General features: G+C 59.0%; 19 protein-coding genes and 1 pseudogene. 11 read left to right on the plus strand and 9 right to left on the minus strand.

Annotated elements, in window-relative coordinates; genetic code table 11:
- Positions 1-295 precede the first annotated feature (295 nt).
- Together AC13QE_RS03565 and AC13QE_RS03570 are read left to right on the plus strand one after the other, a co-directional pair.
- On the plus strand, positions 296-1,009 hold the full coding sequence (locus AC13QE_RS03565) for a FadR/GntR family transcriptional regulator (RefSeq protein WP_488482870.1): 714 nt from the start codon (positions 296-298) through the stop codon (positions 1,007-1,009).
- An 88-nt stretch (positions 1,010-1,097) separates the two neighbouring features.
- Positions 1,098-2,018, plus strand: a complete 921-nt coding sequence (locus tag AC13QE_RS03570) for a dihydrodipicolinate synthase family protein (RefSeq protein ID WP_488482605.1) — start codon at positions 1,098-1,100, stop codon at positions 2,016-2,018.
- Positions 2,019-2,164: 146 nt separating this feature from the next.
- Here AC13QE_RS03570 and AC13QE_RS03575 read toward each other — a convergent pair whose 3' ends face one another.
- The 5 genes and pseudogenes from AC13QE_RS03575 to AC13QE_RS03595 all read right to left on the minus strand — a co-directional run.
- Positions 2,165-2,938, minus strand: a complete 774-nt coding sequence (locus AC13QE_RS03575; RefSeq protein ID WP_488482606.1) for a L,D-transpeptidase — start codon at positions 2,936-2,938, stop codon at positions 2,165-2,167.
- Positions 2,939-3,236: 298 nt separating this feature from the next.
- Complete coding sequence (locus AC13QE_RS03580) at positions 3,237-3,542, minus strand: hypothetical protein (protein ID WP_015342758.1); 306 nt, start codon at positions 3,540-3,542, stop codon at positions 3,237-3,239.
- A gap of 618 nt (positions 3,543-4,160) precedes the next feature.
- Positions 4,161-5,432 carry an alpha-D-ribose 1-methylphosphonate 5-triphosphate diphosphatase gene (locus AC13QE_RS03585; protein ID WP_488482607.1) on the minus strand — a complete coding sequence of 424 codons (1,272 nt, stop codon included), beginning with the start codon at positions 5,430-5,432 and terminating at the stop codon, positions 4,161-4,163.
- Positions 5,433-5,568: 136 nt separating this feature from the next.
- A complete protein-coding gene (locus AC13QE_RS03590) occupies positions 5,569-6,132 on the minus strand; it encodes a cytochrome b (RefSeq protein WP_488482608.1) in 564 nt (187 codons plus the stop codon).
- A 322-nt stretch (positions 6,133-6,454) separates the two neighbouring features.
- Positions 6,455-6,739: pseudogene (locus tag AC13QE_RS03595) on the minus strand (helix-turn-helix transcriptional regulator); the annotation flags it as partial.
- A gap of 69 nt (positions 6,740-6,808) precedes the next feature.
- Between AC13QE_RS03595 and AC13QE_RS03600 the strand changes: the two are divergent.
- Genes AC13QE_RS03600 through mnhG form a run of 6 tightly spaced genes read left to right on the plus strand, consistent with a single transcriptional unit; the run spans position 6,809 to position 12,809 of the window.
- Positions 6,809-9,730 carry a monovalent cation/H+ antiporter subunit A gene (locus AC13QE_RS03600; protein ID WP_488482871.1) on the plus strand — a complete coding sequence of 974 codons (2,922 nt, stop codon included), beginning with the start codon at positions 6,809-6,811 and terminating at the stop codon, positions 9,728-9,730.
- A complete protein-coding gene (locus tag AC13QE_RS03605) occupies positions 9,730-10,068 on the plus strand; it encodes a Na+/H+ antiporter subunit C (RefSeq protein WP_015342763.1) in 339 nt (112 codons plus the stop codon). Before AC13QE_RS03600 ends, AC13QE_RS03605 begins: the two co-directional genes overlap by 1 nt.
- A complete protein-coding gene (locus AC13QE_RS03610; RefSeq protein WP_488482609.1) occupies positions 10,065-11,675 on the plus strand; it encodes a monovalent cation/H+ antiporter subunit D in 1,611 nt (536 codons plus the stop codon). The genes AC13QE_RS03605 and AC13QE_RS03610 overlap by 4 nt, the downstream gene beginning before the upstream one ends.
- Entirely contained in the window at positions 11,675-12,151 is a 477-nt protein-coding gene (locus tag AC13QE_RS03615; RefSeq protein ID WP_488482610.1) for a Na+/H+ antiporter subunit E, read from the plus strand. The genes AC13QE_RS03610 and AC13QE_RS03615 overlap by 1 nt, the downstream gene beginning before the upstream one ends.
- A complete protein-coding gene (locus tag AC13QE_RS03620; protein ID WP_068393522.1) occupies positions 12,148-12,429 on the plus strand; it encodes a K+/H+ antiporter subunit F in 282 nt (93 codons plus the stop codon). Before AC13QE_RS03615 ends, AC13QE_RS03620 begins: the two co-directional genes overlap by 4 nt.
- On the plus strand, positions 12,426-12,809 hold the full coding sequence (gene mnhG / locus AC13QE_RS03625; RefSeq protein ID WP_488482611.1) for a monovalent cation/H(+) antiporter subunit G: 384 nt from the start codon (positions 12,426-12,428) through the stop codon (positions 12,807-12,809). Before AC13QE_RS03620 ends, mnhG begins: the two co-directional genes overlap by 4 nt.
- Positions 12,810-12,869: 60 nt before the next feature.
- Here mnhG and AC13QE_RS03630 read toward each other — a convergent pair whose 3' ends face one another.
- The gene (locus tag AC13QE_RS03630; RefSeq protein WP_488482612.1) at positions 12,870-13,406 is read right to left on the minus strand and encodes a GNAT family N-acetyltransferase; all 537 of its coding nucleotides are present in this window, start codon (positions 13,404-13,406) and stop codon (positions 12,870-12,872) included.
- Between the two features lie 346 nt (positions 13,407-13,752).
- Between AC13QE_RS03630 and AC13QE_RS03635 the strand changes: the two genes are divergently transcribed.
- From AC13QE_RS03635 to AC13QE_RS03645, 3 genes are all read left to right on the plus strand, one after another.
- The gene (locus tag AC13QE_RS03635; protein ID WP_488482613.1) at positions 13,753-13,932 is read left to right on the plus strand and encodes a hypothetical protein; all 180 of its coding nucleotides are present in this window, start codon (positions 13,753-13,755) and stop codon (positions 13,930-13,932) included.
- A gap of 335 nt (positions 13,933-14,267) precedes the next feature.
- A complete protein-coding gene (locus AC13QE_RS03640; RefSeq protein ID WP_488482614.1) occupies positions 14,268-14,849 on the plus strand; it encodes a hypothetical protein in 582 nt (193 codons plus the stop codon).
- Positions 14,850-15,245: 396 nt separating this feature from the next.
- Entirely contained in the window at positions 15,246-16,310 is a 1,065-nt protein-coding gene (locus tag AC13QE_RS03645; RefSeq protein ID WP_488482615.1) for a glycosyltransferase family 2 protein, read from the plus strand.
- A 48-nt stretch (positions 16,311-16,358) separates the two neighbouring features.
- Here the strand turns inward: AC13QE_RS03645 and AC13QE_RS03650 are convergent, their stop codons facing one another.
- From AC13QE_RS03650 to AC13QE_RS03660, 3 genes are all read right to left on the minus strand, one after another.
- Positions 16,359-17,624 carry a glycoside hydrolase family 5 protein gene (locus AC13QE_RS03650; RefSeq protein ID WP_488482616.1) on the minus strand — a complete coding sequence of 422 codons (1,266 nt, stop codon included), beginning with the start codon at positions 17,622-17,624 and terminating at the stop codon, positions 16,359-16,361.
- Between the two features lie 76 nt (positions 17,625-17,700).
- Positions 17,701-18,183, minus strand: coding sequence for a YybH family protein (locus tag AC13QE_RS03655; protein ID WP_488482617.1), 483 nt, complete (start codon positions 18,181-18,183; stop codon positions 17,701-17,703).
- Positions 18,184-18,207: 24 nt separating this feature from the next.
- Entirely contained in the window at positions 18,208-19,434 is a 1,227-nt protein-coding gene (locus AC13QE_RS03660; RefSeq protein ID WP_488482618.1) for a YbfB/YjiJ family MFS transporter, read from the minus strand.
- Positions 19,435-19,493 lie beyond the last annotated feature (59 nt).

Here is a 19,493-nt window from a genome sequence, read left to right on the forward strand (position 1 = left end):
GAGGTTCTACAGTACCTCGATAAATTCGAGCTTCCAGCGACGCGGCCTGCCAGAGACAGGGCCGCCATTCTCACCATGCCGCCGAGGACGACGCGTCTGCTCACGCCGTGGGGCTTTGCTCAAGGTCGATGCGACCGGCTTCCAACCCGTCTGATGCACTTGTCTGGCGCAGCGTCGAAACTTTATTATGTTCCCAGATAATTACAAGAGTTGACAGATTTTTACAGATTTAGTAGCTCTGTCGCGTAGGAAATGCGCTGTGGCTGTCGCTGGCCAGCCTTCATGAAGGACGATGATGAAGCTCTCTGTCGCCAACGATTCCGGTGTGGGCGCGACGCGCTTCGGCGACATCATCTATGAGAGGATCGTCGCGATGATTGCGGATGGAACCTTTCCGGTGAACGAGCGCCTGCCTGCGGAAGCCAAGCTCGCGGAAATGTTCGGCGCGTCACGGCCTGTTGTGCGCGACGCTCTGGAGCGGCTGCGTGCAGATGGTTTGGTCATTTCGAGCAAGGGGTCGGGTTCCTATGTCAGGCAAAGGCCGGATTCCTCGGTCCTGAAAATGGTGCCTGTAGGATCGCTGGCCGACGTCCAGCGCTTTTTCGAATTTCGCGCTGGACTTGAGGCGGAGGCAGCCGAGCTTGCTGCGCGCAACTGGCAGGCTGATGACAAGGAGCGGATCACACTAGCGCTTCAGAAGATCGAGCAATGTCTTCGTGAGGACCGGCTCGGCGCTGAAGAGGATCAGGAATTGCACGATGCGATCGCGATCGCGACCAACAACCAGTTCCATGTCACTGTCCGCGAATTGTTCCGGCCGCATTTCGCCATCGGTCATTCCGTGACCCGCAGCCTCAGCCTCAAGCGTACTCCGAAGCAGATCCGCAGCGTTCAGGATGAGCACGCGGCGATCGTACAGGCGATCTTCGAGCGGCAGGAGACCGAGGCTCACGATGCCATGAAGCGACATATCTTGAATGCACGCGCCCGCATGTTCCAGGGCGTATAGAGAATTGGATGAGGTGAAGGCGAGGTGATGGCTTCTTTACGTCTCCTCGTTTGCGTCTCGATGGATGATAAAGGGTCAGGGTAGGAAGATGAGCATTGAAACCATGCGGCAGGTGCTGAACGGCGTCTCCGGTGTTCCGGTCACGGCCTATGATGGAAGTGGCGAGGTGGAACCGCGCGTCACCGCCCAGATCTATCAGCGGGTAGCGGCTGCCGGGATTCATAACATCGTCGCAGCGGGCAATACGGGCGAATTCTATGCGCTGACGCCGGGGGAAATCCGCCGCGTCCACGAAGCTGCGATCAAGGGCGTCGACAGCAAGGCGCCGGTGACGGCGGCGATTGGCCGTTCATTGCGCGAGGCGATCCAGATGGCGAAGGATGCTGCCTCGATCGGCGCCTCCGCCGTCATGTCCCATCAACCGGTGGATCCTTTCGCCGCGCCCGGCTCGCAGATCGACTATTTTCGCGATCTTGCGGAAGCTTCGCCCCTGCCGCTCGTCGCCTATGTCCGTGCCGAGGGCTTCAGCGTCGACGACATGGTCCGCCTGGCCGGTCACGGCAACATTGTCGGCATCAAGTTTGCGACGACGGATCTGATGCTGCTTTCGCGAGCGATTGCGAGTTCCGACCCAAAAGGCGCGCTCTTCGTCTGCGGCCTGGCCGAAAGCTGGGCTCCGACATTTGCGGCGGCCGGCGCAAGAGGCTTCACCTCAGGCCTCGTCAATGTTGCGCCGAAGCTGTCGCTTGCCGTTCATGCTGCCTTGGGGAAAGGCGATTTCGCCGCTGCCCGCGCCATCGTCAACAAGCTTGAGCCCTTCGAACGCATGCGCACCAAGTTCCGCAACGGAACAAATGTTACCGTCGTCAAGGAGGCCGTGACCTATTCCGGCCTCGATGTCGGCCCTGTCCGCGTTCCGGGCGTGCCACGCCTTGACGAGAAGGATCGCGAAGAATTGTTCTCTTTGCTGCGCAGATGGCGGGAGGCGGATGAACTTGCCTTCAGCTGACGCATCGGTGCCAATGACGGCGATTTCGTGAACCAAATCTGATCGGCGCCGGAGAAACTCGCTTCGGCGCCGCACTCTCCCATACCGTCGTTTACGCAGTTTCCCTTGGGTTGAGATGAAGAGATCGGCGATCGTTGAGGTCGTAATCAGAGCACCACGACCTTCGCTCCTACGCTGACCCGGCTGTAAAGATCCATTACATCCGGATTTGCCATGCGGATGCAGCCGGAAGATACGGCCTTGCCGATCGAATTGGGCTCATTGGTGCCATGGATGCGATAGAGGGTGGAACCGAGATAGAGCGCGCGTGCCCCAAGGGGATTATTGAGACCGCCCTCCATGTGATCGGGTAGTTCCGGCCGACGAGCGATCATTTCCTTAGGCGGTGTCCAATCCGGCCACTCCGCCTTGCGGCTGACCGTTTCCGTGCCCTTCCAGGAAAACCCCTGCTTGCCGACGCCGATGCCGTATTTGAGTGCGGTTCCGTCATCCTGAACCAGATAGAGGCGTTTTTCCTTCGTGGAGATCACGATCGTGCCCGGTTCGTAGCCGGAGAAGGGGACCACCGTGCGCGGGATCGGTGATCGCGCCATGGCCGCACGCTGGTCATCCTTGATGCCCGGGTTGAACTGCGGGGAAGTCTCGCGCGGATCGATCGAAGCCTGCCGCGGTAGCCGCCGGGGAGGAGGCGGGAAGTCGCCGTCCTCGTCATCATAATAGTCATAGGCGTCGCCGCGATAGTAATAGCCATCGTCGAGACGCCGATCGTCGCGATAGCGCGGTGGCGCTTCACGGAAATACCGTGGAGCAGCGTAGTCGTCGCCATAATCCGGCAAGTATCTCCATTCCTGTGCATGTGCGGCGACGCTTGTCATCAGCACTGCCACAGCGGGCAAAAGAATCAGTCTCATAGTCTTCATGTCACAACCATATTTCCCGAAATTGTGCCCCGCGAGGGTGGGCAGCTTGCGCCGACAATTCCGGAAACGGCGGGCGTAATTGTGGCAAAACGGCTGAAAGTCTCACAGTCAGGTGCTAGATACAGTCGATAATGAAGATATTGCGGCAGATTTGGAAGCGCCTGCAAATCCCGACAAGCCGATCGGCAGAAATCGCCAGGAGGACTATGGCGCGAGCTGAATTGGGCATCCGATGGCGCCCTGCATCTATAGAGATACCGTTTTTATTGTCGAACGCCTCGATTGCCGGCTGGAGCTGTTAAATTCCTGCTCCGTCAAGCTGTTCAGCGTCGTCGCCCTCCCAGGGGGAGGGCATCGAGGTCCGATTGAGATTGGCCGAGGGAAGCGGCATCCAGCACTTCAATTCCGGCTCGGCATATTCGATGATACACCCCGGCGCAGAATCGGAAGCGCGCCACCCTTCCGACCCGAAGCGGTCCCCACTCGACCAATAGGCAAGGTCGACTTCTGCCGGCCCTTGCTCGGAGGGCCGGATCGTAACGAGAATTCTGCTGCCGTCTTTCGGCGCGCTTGCCATTTGGCGCCAGCGATCTGGCTCGTGCATCATTATTCCTCCTGTCTCGCTCCAGGTTGGAAGTGTCGCCTCACCATTGGAAACGGTCAACTCAAACTTTGCACAATCCAGCCACTGCTGATTGATCTTGGATCCAAATAGATCGCGATTTTCCGCAATCGGTGGGAGCAACCGCTGCCGATGCTTTGATGGATATAGCGTCTCTTTTAAGGGAGAGAGCCGCGTTTGGCGCTGCCTTACCGGTGTTCAGCACAGCGCCTCCATAAGCAATAGCGGCTCAGATAATTCGAGGTCTTCGGCCACGGGCAGGCTTTCGGCCGGGATCCATTTGCGCGAACACCTCGATATTTTTCGGAACCAGTGGCCCACGTCTGCGTAGACTTATGTGACAAGCTTTGCTGGGTCCTGGCGAGCGCGCAGCGCGGTGCTTCGTGTCGTGCCCAGAAAGGGCGAATTTCATTGTACGACGATCCCTGGAGTCATGTTGAAGGGAGGCCGCATGTCCAGATACACGCCTCTGGCGCTTTTTTTCATCTGCGCGGGATTGCTGACTTGCATGATCGGTGTCGGTTTAGCCTCCCTCCTGCAATGAATGGGACCATCCCGGACCACAAAATACGGCCTGTGACGCCGTGCTTTGATGCGCCGCTAGTGCCCAGCGGCAATGGTTCGATAGGCCTCGCGGCCGGCGACCCAGGTGCGCCGGACGACGGGTACATCGCCCTCGGGCCATTCGACCAGGATGAGGTCGGCTCGGCTGCCCACCTTGATCGTACCGCGATCGTGAAGGCCCGATGCGCGTGCGGGATTGCCGGAGACCAGCGGCCACAGATCTTGCAGCGATCCCACGCCATCCGCCTTCAGGCGCGCGAGTCCGAGCAGCATGGCGGGATAATAATAATCCGAGGCAAGGATATCGCAGAGGCCCTCGCGGATCATGTCGGCGGCCCCGATCGAGGCGAGATGACTGCCACCGCGCGTCGCATTCGGCGCGCCGAAGACAATAAAATCACCCGCGTCTCGGGCGGCACGCGCCACGCGGCGGTTCATGGGGAATTCGCAGATACGTGCGCCGCGTGCGCGATAGAAATCACGCGTCTCAATCTGGCTGTCGTCATGTGAAAGCATCGGAGCGCCGGCAGCCTTGCCAAGCGCTGAGACCTCGTTGATAGCCGCCAGCACTTGCGGCCGGCGCTCCCACATGGCGCGTGCCATGGCGATCATGTCTGAGACAGGCAGCTTCGCTCTCCTCGCCCGTTCGGCCATCTTGTCCGCAAAAACCGGTGAGCCCGGATCGAGAGCTGGGAAATTCGGGTCGAGATCGAACGGCCGTTCCTGCAGCGATATCGAGGGATCAAGCAGCAGCATCGATGTGTGATCGTTGAAGGCAATGGAGGGCCGGCGAGGACCTGATAACGCATCGCGAATAAGATCGATCGCCTCAAAACAAAATGTTTCCCAGCGCAATTGGACCCGGTTGTCGACCATCAACCTGGAAGCCAGCGTATCGAGGGAGGAAACCACCGCGCGGCCGTTGTCGACCGAACGCAGCCCCGGCTCCCAACTCAACGTCAGTGCGTGGAAGGCTGTGGCAATGCCATTGGCAGCAAGCTGTCGATCCGTTTCGAGCAGCGCCGGCGCAACAGGCAACATCGTGCCCGGACGCGGCATGAGCTGTCGCTCGAAAGCGTCGCCGTGGACATCCACGAAAGCTGGCCCGAGAAGATGACCGCGCCCGTCGATAACGGCGGCTCCGTCGCGCGCACCGTCGATATCAGTGATACGTCCCTCTTCGATCCGTATCGATGCTGGTTGCAGACGGTCGCCGAAGACAACGGTGGCGCCCTCGATGAGAATGGGAGAATTGTGGTGCATGGGCGGCCTGTTTCGCAACGTGACGAGGGCGGGAATCGCAGCCATGTGGCGGCTGATTTCCAGCACGTGCTTCTAGTGACACGATATGACAGATTTGAGAATGCTGTGCCAAATCTCCCACCCAAAACGGCTGCCGCCGCCCACCGTGGTCGAGACAATGGATATCGACACTATCGATACGTCAAAATCCAAGCATTCTCTGCAACACCTCATCCCTTCGAATGAAATGGTGCCAGAGGGCTGCCAGTATATGCAGGCTGACAAGAACATAGAGGCAGTAAGCACCGTATTCGTGGATCTGAGCGGCGATTCTTTCCAAGCCCCTATCGGGCGACAGCAGGTTGGGCCATTGGAAGAGACCGAACCATGGCAGATCATGCCCCCCAGCAGCGGAGGTGGTGTAGCCGGCAAGCGGCATCAAGATCATCAGGGCGTACAGCAGGATATGCGCGCCGCGCGCCGCGTAGTGGTTGAAGACGTCCAGCGGACGCCGATGGGCGGGTTCGCCAAACGAAAGTCTCAGCGGCAGTCGGATGGCGATGAGGACAAGCGCCGTCATGCCGAGCGATTTATGTACATCGAGGAGGGCGCGGCGCAGAGGCGTGCCGGGTGTGAGATAAGAACAATAGAGACCGATGAGGAGCGCGGAAATGATGATGACAGCCATTAGCCAATGCAGGAGCCGTTGCGATGGCCGGTAGCGGGCTGTTGGAACCGCGGTTGATGCTTCGTTAGTGATGGACATATGTTTCTCCGGTCGTCCTGGGGTACGGCGCGGATGCGGTGATCGGCGCGAATGTGGCTGATTTGAGGGCCTATTCATTCACCTTCTTGCGAGCAGAGTCGGATCGACAGCCGGCAAGGCTTCCCAAGGCGGCTAAATGGGTTGTCCGTTGCGTCATATAGAACAGGCCTGCCGCCCGGCGCTTTGCTCGTGCTAGTGCCGGTCGCCGATCCTATCGGTCTGCCTTCGGAGGGAGGATTTGGCCCCTGTCGCCGGCGGTAGACAGGATCTCGCAGCTCTCGGTATGGGACGGCGCTTGGCCTTCCGTGGCGAGAGCCTTGGTACAGATGCCGATCTCGTGCCCCTGGATCCGGAAGAAGGCGATGCCTCCGGTCTCGAGCGCCAGTCGCAGTTGCGCTTCCGTCGCCCGATGCAGGCTATGGCGATTGCCCTCGTAATCGCGGATCGTGCTACGCGACACGCCCGAACGGTCGGCAAGGTCCATCTGCGTCCAATCGAGGAAGCCGCGGGCCGCCCGGCAGAGCGCTGGTGTCAAAATCATCGCCATCTTACCTTGACGCAGGGTTTCAAGCTGCCCATATTGGGCGATATCTATCATATAGGGCATAATATAGCGGATTTCCAGGGGTTTTGCCGACTGGCATGATCCGGCCAAGCGAAGGAGCAACGTTTTGGGATAACGAGCGGGCCTATTTTTATTTTAGCACTTTTGGCTCTGCCGTTTATCGGAAGTCTTCTTTCCGTATGCCTCTTGCGCACGCAGTCACGGCGTGGCCCGGCCTGGATTGCCGGCATCGTTACATTTCTGGCGCTGTTGATTTCCGCAAGCTTCTATCCTGCCGTCAAAAACGGCGGCGTTGTCCGTTACAGCATAGAATGGCTGCCGCAGTTGGGGCTTGATTTCAGTCTCAGGCTGGATGGTTTTGCGTGGCTGTTTTCGCTTGTCATCACCGCCATCGGTTTTCTTGTCATTGTCTATGCTCGTTACTACATGTCGGAGGAGGACCCGGTTCCGCGCTTCTTCTCTTTCCTGCTTGCCTTCATGGGCGCGATGCTCGGCATTGTGCTGTCGGGCAATGTCATCCTGCTCTCGATATTCTGGGAGCTGACCAGCATCTTCTCCTTCCTGCTGATCAGCTATTGGCACAATACCGCCGCGGCGCGCGATGGTGCCCGCATGGCGCTGACGATCACCGGGATTGGCGGGTTCTGCCTGCTGGTCGGGCTGATCCTGCTCGGCCATATCGTCGGGAGCTATGATCTGGATAAGATCCTGGCATCGGGCGATATCATCCGCAATCATCCGCTCTATCTGCCCGCGCTGATCCTCATCCTGCTCGGCGCGCTGACGAAGAGTGCGCAGTTTCCCTTCCATTTCTGGCTTCCGAATGCGATGGCGGCGCCGACGCCCGTCTCCGCCTATCTGCATTCCGCCACGCTGGTGAAGGCCGGTGTCTTCTTGCTGGCGCGCTTCTGGCCGGTTCTCTCCGGTACGAATGAGTGGTTCTACATCGTCGGGGCCGCCGGTATCATCACGCTGCTGCTCGGCGCCTATTTCGCGATGTTCCAGCAGGATCTCAAAGGGTTGCTGGCCTATTCGACGATCAGTCATCTTGGTCTCATCACCACCTTGCTCAGCCTCGGCAGCCCACTTGCGACGGTTGCTGCCATCTTCCACATGCTGAACCACGCGACCTTCAAGGCGTCGCTGTTCATGGCGGCCGGCATCATCGATCACGAGACCGGCACGCGTGATATGCGCCGTTTGAGTGGCCTGTTCCGCTATATGCCGTTCACCGGGGCGCTTGCGATCGTCGCGAGTGCCGCCATGGCCGGCGTGCCGCTGCTCAATGGCTTTCTATCCAAGGAAATGTTCTTCGCCGAAGCGATCGAAACCCATGCGGATTCCATCCTCGATCGTATGCTTCCCTATGTGGCGACGCTCGCAAGCGCCTTCAGCGTCGCCTATTCGCTGCGCTTCATTCAGACGGTGTTTTTCGGGCCGGCGCCGACCGATCTGCCGATCGCCAAGCCGCATGAGCCGCCGCGCTGGATGCGCTTCCCTATCGAGCTTCTGGTCGTGGTATGCTTGGTCGTCGGCATCGTTCCGGCGCTTTCGGTGGCGCCTTTCCTGCATGCGGCTGTCGTCAGCGTTCTCAACGCCGATACGCCGCAATACAGCCTCTCGCTCTGGCACGGCTTCAATCTGCCTGTTATCATGAGCATTGTCGCATTGGTCGGCGGGACGGTGTTCTATTTCGCCTTCAAGGACTATTTTTCGCGATGTGACGACGGTCCGCCCCTCTTTCGCCGCCTGAAGGGGCAGCGCATCTTCGAGCGGGTGCTGGTCGAGGTTTCCTGGCACTGGGCGCGAATAGCTGAAAAGCGGATCGGCACGCGCAAGCTGCAGCCGCAGCTTCGCTGGGTCGTTGTGACAGGGTTTGCAGCCGGCCTGCTGCCGCTCTATCTGTCGGGCTTCGAGGCGAAGCATTTTGCCTTTTCAGGCGCCGATCCGGTCTTTGCCTCCATTTGGGCGATCGGGATTTGCCTGGCGATCGGCACTGCCTTCTTTGCAAAATATCACCGGCTTGTCGCGCTCGTGATGCTGGGCGGGGTCGGATTGATCGTCTGCATGACGTTCATCTGGCTGTCGGCACCGGATCTTGCGATTACCCAGCTTCTCGTCGAGATCGTCACGACGGTGCTCATCCTGCTGGGCTTGCGCTGGCTGCCGAAGCGAACGGAAGGGATTGACGATACGGTAAATTTGCGCGCCCGTTTCCGACGCTTCCGCGATCTGGCGCTCGCCGTCATCTGCGGCGTCGGCATGATGTTCATTTCCTATGCCGTCATGACCATGCCGGTGCCTGACGCCATCGCGAATTACTTCCTGGAAAACGCCTATTCGAAGGGCGGCGGCCGCAATGTCGTCAACGTCATCCTGGTCGATTTCCGTGGCTTCGATACGCTTGGCGAAATCGCCGTCCTCGGTGTCGTCGCCTTGACCGTCTATGCGTTGCTGCGTCGTTTCCGCCCGGCGCCCGACAGCATGGAAATGCCGGAACAGCAGCGGATACAGAACCGTTTCGACGAGGAACGGCCGGAGCGCTCGGCCGGCGATACCGTGCGCGACTATCTGCTCGTGCCATCCGTCATCATGCAATGGATGTTCCCCTTCGTGATCGCCCTTTCGGTCTATATCTTCATGCGGGGGCACGACGCGCCGGGCGGCGGCTTCTCGGCCGGCCTCACACTCTCGATCGCCTTCCTGCTGCAATATCTTGCCGGCGGTACGCGTTGGGCGGAGGATCGCATCCGCATCCTGCCGCTGCGGTGGATGGGGGCCGGGCTTCTGATCGCGACGGCGACGGGCATCGGCGCCTGGTTCTTCGGCTATCCATTCCTCACCTCTCATTTCCAGTATCTGGACCTGCCGTTGCTCGGTAAGGTTCCGGCGGCAAGCGCGCTGCTCTTCGATCTCGGCGTTTTCCTATTGGTTGTCGGCTCCACTGTTCTGATCCTCGTCGCGCTTGCGCACCAGTCGATCCGTATAAACCGCCTGCGTGCGCTCGACGCCGACAAGGCAAAGGGGGACTGATGGAACTCATCTTGTCCATTGCAATCGGTGTAATGACGGCTTGCGGGGTCTGGCTGATCCTGCGCCCGCGCACCTATCAGGTCATCATCGGCCTGTCCTTGCTCTCCTATGCGGTCAATCTCTTCATCTTCGGCGTCGGCGGTGTGAAAACGAATGTGCCGCCGCTGCTTGGCGATGGCACGGCAACGCACGCCTTGGCAGATCCGGTACCGCAGGCTCTGGTGCTGACTGCGATCGTTATCGGTTTTGCCACAACGGCTCTGTTCCTGGTCGTATTGCTTGCCTCGCGCGGCCTGACCGGTACGGACCATGTCGATGGCAGGAGTGACCGCAAATGACGGGTTGGTTGCATCATCTTATCATCGCCCCGATCCTAATTCCCCTTGTCGCTGGTGCGTTGCTTGTCTTCATCGATGAGCGTTCGCGCGCGCTCAAGGCGCTCATCAGCCTCGTTGCAACGCTGTTGCTGGTGGGCATTGCACTTGCGCTCTTCGGTGCAGAAGGTGGATCGCCTGGTCAGGAACGTGCCTATCTGCTGGGAAACTGGAGCGCGCCCTTTGGTACCGTGCTTGTGCTCGATGGTTTGTCGGCACTCATGCTTCTGCTGACATCCATTGTCGCCGCCGCCGCATTGATATTTTCGTTGGCGCGTTGGCATGCGGTCGGTGCGCATTTCCACACCATGTTCCAGTTGCTGCTGATGGGGGTCAACGGTGCTTTCCTGACGGGTGATCTCTTCAATCTCTTCGTCTTCTTTGAGGTCATGCTGGCTGCGTCCTACGGCCTTCTGCTGCATGGCTCTGGGCCGCTGCGCGTCAAGGCGGGCATGCATTACATTGCCGTCAATCTCGCAGCCGCGCTGCTCTTCCTTATCGGCGTCAGCCTGATCTATGGCACGGCGGGAACGCTGAACATGGCGGATCTTGCCATGCGCATCCCGGAAATGTCGGCAGATCGCCGCATGTTGATGCAGGCTGGCGCCGGCGTGCTCGGCATCGCATTCCTCATCAAGGCCGGCATGTGGCCGCTCTGCTTCTGGCTGCCGACGGCCTATAGCGCGGCGTCGGCGCCGGTTGCCGGCATATTCGCGATCCTCAGCAAGCTTGGCATCTATGTCATCCTACGGCTGACCATGCTCCTGTTCAGCGCCGGCCCGTCCGCCGGCTTCGGCGCGACCGTGCTTCTCTATGGCGGGATGGCAACCCTGATCTTCGGAACGGTCGGTGTGCTGGCGTCGCAGGCACTTGGCCGGCTGGCCGGCTTCTCGGTGCTGGTCTCCTCCGGTACGCTGCTGATGGTGATCGGTATCAATGATGGTTCGATCTCGTCCGGCGCGCTGATGTATCTCGTCAGCTCGACGCTGACGATCAGCGCATTCTTCATGCTGATCGAACTCGTGGAGCGCGGACAAGACGCGGGTGCCAGCGTTCTCGCGGTCACGATGGAGGCCTATGGCGATGCCGAGGAGAAGGAGCCGGCAGAAGGCGATGGCGTGACGATGCCGGGCACGATGGCTATGCTCGGCATCTGCTTTGCCGCCTGCGGCATCCTGTTGGCCGGCCTGCCGCCGCTTTCCGGCTTCGTCTCCAAGTTCGCCATGCTCTCGGCCATGATGGGGACCGGCGCGATCGGCATTCCGCCGAGCACTGCGGTATGGGCGTTGATCCTGCTGGTCATTCTCTCCGGCATTGCCGCTTTGATCGCCATGACGCGGGCCGGCATACGCACGTTCTGGAGTTCGCTGGAGGGCACGGTTCCCCGCGTGCTTGTCATCGAGATATTCCCGGTCATGGGCCTGCTCGCCTTGACTCTTGCATTGACCATCTGGGCCGGCCCCGTCATGCAGTACATGGATGCGACCATCCGCACGCTCAGCGATCCCAATCTCTATGTCGATGCGGTCCGCAATGCCGTGGTCGCGCCGGCAAAGACGGGAGGCCTGTGATGCTGCCTTATCCGTTCCTCGCGCTGAGCCTGATCCTGATGTGGCTGCTGCTGAACGGCTTCACGCTCGGTCAGCTTATCCTCGGCATCATCGTCGCGGTCTTTGCCTCCTGGGGGATGGCATCGCTACGGCCTGAAAAGCCGCGGCTCCGGAAATGGTATCTGCTGCCCAAACTCTTCTTCCGGGTCGTTTTCGATGTGGTGAAATCGAATGGACAGGTGGCCTGGATCATCCTGAGAGGGCGCTCGCGCAAGACGACGCCGGGTTTTGTGGTTCTTGAGCTCAGGGTGCGGGACCAGATCCCGCTGGCGCTGCTTGCGGTTATCCTGACCAGCACGCCGGGATCCGCGTGGCTGGAATATGATTCTAACGACAACACTGTGCTGCTGCATGTCCTCGATCTCGAAAACGAGGCGCAATGGCGCGATACGGTCGCCAATCGCTACGAGAGTCTGCTGATGGAGATATTTGCATGAGCGCCATGATCATCCAGATATCCGTGGCGGCCGCGCAGCTGATGATCGTCGCGGCAATGGCGATCGCCTCCATTCGTATGTTCCGAGGACCGCGCGCGCAGGATCGCATCATTGCACTCGACACGCTTTATGTGAACGCCATGCTGCTCCTGTTGACTTTCGGCATTGGAACCGGCCGCGTCGTCTATTTCGAGGCGGCACTCGTCATCGGCATGCTGGGCTTTGTCGCAACGGTTGCCTTGGCGAAATTCCTGATGCGCGGGGAGGTGATCGAATGAGCGCGCCATTTGAAAACATACCTCTGTGGGCCGCGATCCCCGTCGGCGGCCTTCTCGTGATCGGCGCTTTCCTGGCGCTCGTCGGCGCCATCGGGTTCTTAAGGCTTGGAACATTCTACGAGCGCATTCACGCGCCGACATTGGGAACGAGCGGCGGCATCGGCGCGATCATGATCGCGTCGATGATCTTCTTTTCGACCGCGACGCGGTCCCTCGTCATTCATGAACTGCTGATCGGTGTTTTCATCACGGTGACGACGCCGATCACCTTCATGCTGCTCGCCCGCGCGGCTCTGCATCGCGATCGTGCCGAGCAGAACGGCAATGTTCCGCCAAAACACTCGCCTGAGCAGAAGCCAGCCGAGGGGCGTCAGTCATAAACGACCAACGACTACTGCCGCATGAAGATGCGGCGCTGCGTCTTCTATGGATCGCGGTACCTAACGCTCAAGCATATAGCAGCACTGGACGATGATTTCGCGACGTGCCCGCGAAAAGAGCTCCCTGTAGCTGGCTTGGCGGAAGCCTAGTTTGGTCAGCACCCGTCCCGAGGCGGGGTTGTCGGATGCGTGACCGGATTCGAGCCTGGACAAGCCGATCGTTTGGAAGGCAAAGCCGATCAGTGCTCGCGCTGCCTCGAAGGCATAGCCCTTTCCCCAGGCTTGCCTTTCCAGCCAATAGCCAAGGCTGCCCTCACTCCCGGTAATGCCATCGACGTCGACGATGCCGATCATTCTTTCCTTTTGTTCGATGGCGAAACGATAAGCGGAGCCTTCTGCCCATTCGCGCTCATGGCTGGAAAACCAATTTCTGATATCGCTTTCGTCCGGAGGGTATGAGGCGTTGCTCAGCATACGTGTCACGGCCCAGTCGCTCTGGATTTCGAATGCGCGTGTAGCGTCGATGGCCGACGTAGGGCGCAAGCGGAGGCGCGCCGTCTCGATGGAAGAGCGCTGGATTGATTTTGCTGTCATCATGGAAGTGTCTTGCCCGTAGAAAGATGGCGATGTGCGGTGAGGGCTCCTGAGTTTACCATCTCTGCGCGAGATGACGATGGGAAGCAATTTTGTTAGGCTGCCGTTTTTTAGTTTTAGCCAATATATTGCCGCAATGGGCGCGCAAAAGCGCCGCCTCTTGCGGGCCTGGCCTGCGGGGATGTGGGACCGGCCGTGAGAGCGTTCCGTTTACGAGGGGCGAACCCCCTTTCGCGGTCCGGTCCTTTATCGCCGCGTCTTCCCGCCGACCGCTGAGGCCGTGCGCGTAGCCTTCATTGAGGCAGCGCGACGGCGCTGCCGGTACTCGCGTCCATGACGTCTTCGTCGATTGTTTCCAGAACGTCTGCTCAATCATATTCGCATTGAAGATGCGGCATACGGACATGATAGCTTCGATCAAGATGCTGCAACAAAGTTCTTGTTCGATCGGCATGGCGACCTGACGAAGGTGGTCGCATCGATGAACACCTATGAATTTGCCGGACAACAAAATAGCGGTCAGCGCTAGCTGCTATCAATAAATTGTCGATACGGCACAAGTTTTATACTGTCGCGGGTTACTTCGAAGCGAGTATGCGCAGCAGCACGAGGGTGTCGAAGTTCCAGATCGGAACGAGAGTGGCCTGTCTCAGCGAAGGAAAAGATAAGAAATTTGCGCTTCGGGGTCGAAAAGGCGGCAATAGAACGGCCGAAATGGCGATTTTCCCCGCGATAATAACGGATTATGTTGCCATTATACATCTATCCTTTACATATATGCGGGCATCCCTGTGGAGGAGCTCCGTCAGCTTTTTGAAGCGATGGCGGCGTGACAAGGAACGCTAACCTGAAGAGATCGGATCAATGGCAAACTTTCTTGAGAAATGGACTTCCAAAAAGGCTGACAAGCCGAAGGCTGGTGCGCGGAACGTGGTTGATACATTTCGTGCCAGAGTAGCGGAGCAGAAGGCATATCTGGAGGAGTACGAGCGCGACGCGGCTGGTTTCAGGAAGTGGCGCTCCACCTGGTTCCAGCGCGTTCCAGGCGGATATGGTGTAACGGTCGGTCGTGACTCGATCAATGCCGGCCGCGGCTTGAGCTATGTCGTCGTCGATACCATCAAGGACGTGGCTGAGTTTCTCGATGATCTCGCCTATCATGCGGAACACGATGCTGGTTTCCAGCAGGCTCTCGAGCAGAACCGCCAGCGTCGTGTCGCACTCCTGAACGCGGCAAAGACGGGAGGCAAGGCAACAACGTCCAAAGCGAAAGCCAAGGCAAAGCCCGCAGCGGCAAAACCGGCTGCCGCCAAGCCCGCTGCCGCCAAGACGTCGACGAGAGCTACCCGGGCAAAGGCTGCTGTGGCAGCTCCCGCACCGGCTGCCGCAGAAGCGGCAAAGCCGAAGCGCACTCGCAGGACGAAGGCTGCCGGCGCAGCAGAATAAAGTTGAAGAAGCCCGCCTCGTGCGGGCTTCATTTTGTCTTCCTTCTGCATGGAGGATTATGCGTCAGTTGAGGTGAGACGCAGCATCTATGTTGCAGATGCCGTTTCACGGACAAGAAAGAATACTCGGATCGCGATAGGCATAGCTGGCACTTCGGTCTTTATCGCATGAGTGGATCGATGAAATTTCCATCATGTGTGGCGGTCATTCAAAAGCCATAAAACTGGTGAGGCTTGGAACGGCAAGATGGATCGGTATGATCCAATAGCCGTTGCTTGATATGTTCGTGAGGCATCAGCCTGCATCACCGCATATCCCTGTTTGCAGCGTGCTCATCCAAAGGACCTGAGTGAGAAGGTTCGCCGCAACCAAAGCAAATCTGCGAGGTTCAATGCGATGCATTCCATCCAAGACCGCGTTCCCGTTTCCATCGTCATTGCGAACTATAACTACGGGCACTTTCTGAGGCGTAGTATCGACAGCGCCTTGGAGCAGGATTACGACGATGCTGAGGTCATCGTCGTCGATGATGCATCGACCGATGCGACCGCTGATGTCATTGCCTCCTATGGCTCTCGAATAAAGACATGTCTGCGTGAGGTGAACGGTGGACATGCTGCCGCGTTCAACACAGGCTTCGCATCCAGCCACGGCGAGATCGTGCTGTTTCTCGATGCAGATGATTATCTTTATCCGAATGCAGTATCGGAAGTTGTCGAAGCCTGGGAGGACAGGACAGCACAGGTGCAGTTCAGACTGCATATCGTTGACGAGCAAATGCAGGTGAAGGATGTATTCCCGCCTGTCGAATTGCCCTTCGATTCCGGCGACGTCACTCCGGAACTACTGCGGAAAGGCCGCTATCAGACGACGGTCACCAGCGGTTTGGCATTCAAGCGTTCGGTGCTGGACAAGGTCATGCCGGTGCCCGAGCCGGAGTTTCGGCAGGGAGCGGATGGATATCTTGCCACGGTTGCGCCGCTTCATGGTGAGGTAACCTCCATCGAAGATTGCCTCGGTGCCTATCGTATTCATGGTGCAAATCATTCTGTCTTCGCCGAAAAGCTCGGACAGCGCGCGCGCTGGCGGATAAAACATGATTTCCGCCGGCTGGAGGCCCTGTCGGATCGGGCAAGCGAGATCGGACTGAACATGCGTGACAATGCCGGCCTCCACGATCCCGTGCATCTGGAAGAGCGGCTGGCATCACTTTGCATCGACAGGGACCAGCATCCTGTCGCGAATGATTCCAGACTCTCCCTAGCCGCGGCCGGCGCGGCTGCCAGTCTCAAGATGAATGCGTCGCGAAAGCGCCGGCTGATGCTGGCCGGATGGTTTCTTTCCGTCGGTGTCCTGCCCAGGGATATGGCAAGGACTATTCTGTCATGGAAGCTCGTTGCCTCATCGAGGCCTCGGTTCCTTTTGCGTCTCTCGAAGACCATAAGACATGCGATGGGATAGCGGGTCCGGGAGACCTAGAGTGCGTCGCGCGAAAGAATGGCATTGATCCTATTCGGCCTTGCCTGACTTGCGTGATGGTCCCATCAAGGCGTCGACCACGGCTTGATGATGGATATTCCTGTCATAGCGGCTGTCTGTCGCAAGCTGCATCAATCCGGAAAAGGCGCTCCTGGCGGAAGGTTTCTTGCCCTCGCCGTTGAGATAGGCAATCAGGCGGCGATAATTTGCATTCGTCTTGATCTCCAGCGGATTGCCAGCGCCCATTTTCTTCAGTGGCCACCATGACCAGCCGATGCCGTTTTTTTCCTGCAATGCGGCGGCGCGGGCATACCATTCAGTATTGTTTTCGCCGGATTCGCCATTCCATAGCGGCATGTCATATTGTTCGCGCAGCTTCAGGAAAGGCTCGATCGATTCCTGCGTCGTCGGTGTCCAGTATTTGTGAAAGCTGAGCGTCGTGTTGCGGTCATCGATCGGCAGCACGCCGGCATAATTGTTGCCCCAGCAATTGCCCTCGATAATAAGCATGTGGTTGGTGTCGATCGCGCGGATGGCGCGGATGGTGCTCTGATAGATGTCACGCAGTGGCCGGTTTTCGGTCTCGCGGCAGCCGCCTTTGTCCTTCTTGTCCTGAAAGCCCCAGTTCGGCTCATTGAGGAGATCGTAACCCGCGATTGTCGGTTCGTCCTTGTAGCGGCGCGCGATCTCGCTCCACAGCGCGATCATCATTGCCTGGTTCTCATCGCTGTGCCAGAGCGACGGCTTGTTCGGATTGCGATCGGAAATGGCGATGTCGTGACCCTGGCCGCCAGGTGCCGCATGCAGGTCGAGGATCAAGTACATGTCCTTGGCTTTCAGCCAGCGAATCAGAAGATCGATCCGCCGAAAGCCCTCTTCGTTCCAGACAATGTTCTTGGACGTGTTCCTGCCGTGCTTGTCCTCGATGAACAGGTTCCAGTGCATTGGCAGGCGCACACTGTTGAAGCCCCATTTGGCCATCGCGTCGATATCGGCTTTCGTCACGGCATTATCGAGCCAGGATCGATAGAATTGCTCGGTCCTTTTCTCGCCGATGATTTCGGAAATGCGGCGGCGAATGATGTGCTGCGCCTTGAGATTGGCAAGGCCCATCATGTAGCCTTCCTGCACCATCCAGCCGCCGAGGCCGATACCGCGCAGGATCAGCGGATTGCCCTTGCCGTCGACGATCCGCTGATGATCGGCGCGAACGAATCCCTCGGCATATGCCGGCGGTGCAAATGACCCCAGGCAGATAATGGACAGGCCGGCGAGCAACAGCAGAAAATGCCTCATGAATCCCAACTCGCGTGAAACTTTGGCGCCATGTGGGCAAGGTAGCGCGCAGAGGGCCAAAGTCTCGTGACAACATCTACGTCGGTTGCTCCAATGGTGCGCCGAAGATGATTTCCTGATAGGCAGCAAGCAGGGCAGGTTCCTCGATGGAGCCGTGATGGTGAAGCTGACGCCAGACGCCGTCGATCCGGGTGAACCAGCGTGTCGTTCGAATGCGAAGCTCGATACTCCTGCCGGCCGTGACGCAACTTCCCCTCTCACGCCCGACGAACAGGTGCCAGTCATCGCCGCCCTGGCTGGTAAAATCGTGGAATGCGACCTGGACTTTCGCCTTTCCACCAAACAGCTTCGCATAGCCCTCACGGATCGACGGCCATCCGCGCCGGATGCCTCCGATCGGATTGTCCATGCTTGGCTTGTCGCCATCGGCCCAGTTGGCAGCGAGTGCTTCCAGGTCGCCGGCATTGAAGGCGCGATAGAAGCCGATAAGGGCATCGAGTGCGTCGCCTTCGCCAAACATGTTTTCGCTGCCGGTAATCTCAGTCAAAAGTTCTGCCATGTCCAATTCTCCTGCTGTTATGAATCATGATCCTGGGCGTGCTTCCGAGCGGATAAACACTGCGATGGAGAGGTCGATCGCCAGGGCAAGAACCATGGCACCGGCCCCGATCAAGAAGAGCATGCCGTAGTTTCCGCCGGTTCGGGCAAAGACGAAGGAAAGTCCGTAGGCGGCTGCCGCCTGAAACAGGGCGAAGAATACGGTTGCCAGGCTCCAGGCGACTTTCTGTTGCGCCTGATGGTGTGGCAGTAGTTCTGAGATCCTGCCGAGCATCAAGGGAACCGTGCCGGTTACGAAGGCGCCGACGATCAGGCTCGAGGCGACGAGCCACGCCTGCCCGAGGTCAGAGGCGGGAATGGCGACTGCGACTGCCTCGAGAAGAAAGGCGAACCGCAGCGCTGCGGCAAAACCGGTGCGATCAGCCAGATGACCGGCAAGGATCGGGCCGATGGTGGCGCCGAGGCCAAACAGCACCCAGTATTCCGCGCCGACCTGCAAGCCCTCTCCCAATCCGCGGGCAACGAAATCCACGAGGAAGATCATGTGCGGAACCCAGCCGGCGGCATTCAGCGCATATTCGATGTAGAGCGCACGCAGCGTCCAGCGTTTCGGGACACGCATGGGATTATGGCTTGTGGCGGTGTGGCCGACGACATCACGCGGCCATCCGGCCCAGGCAATGGTCGTGAGCAGTAGCGATAGGGCGCCGAGGCCAAGCCATGTCTCGCCCAGCCCCTGTTGCAGCAGCAGGGGAACCAATGTGCCCGATAGTGCGACGCCAGCGCCGATGCCCATAAAGATTATACCGCTAGCAAGCCCTCGGCGAGACGGTGCGATCAGTGGCAGGACGGTCGGCGCCGCGAGTACCATCAGGGCGCCACCGGCAAGGCCGGCTGCGAAACGCCATGCGAAGAACCATAGAAAGCTGATGGGAAAGGCGCAGGCAAAGAAGGCTGCCGTTGCGGCAAGCATCATGACCCTGACCGTCAGGACGGTGGAAGCACGTGCGGCGATCGTTCGCCCGAGCAATGCGCCGACCAGATAACCGGAAAGATTTGCGGCACCGAGATAGGCGGCTGCCGGGGCTTCGAACCAGTGGGCATCGACGATAGCAGGCAGAAGCGGCGTATAGGCGAAGCGGGCAAGGCCAATGCCGATCAGGCAAGCGCAGAATGCCGACAGGATGGCACGCCATGCCATCCGGGCATTCTGATGGTTCCGGTCAGTTTCATGCGCGGCGGTGTCGGTCATGGGAACTCTCTCAGCGATCTGTGCTTGAGAGAGTACGCCGCGTATTATATCATAAAAAC

It is taken from the genome of Martinezella sp. CNPSo 3957 (assembly GCF_057784395.1).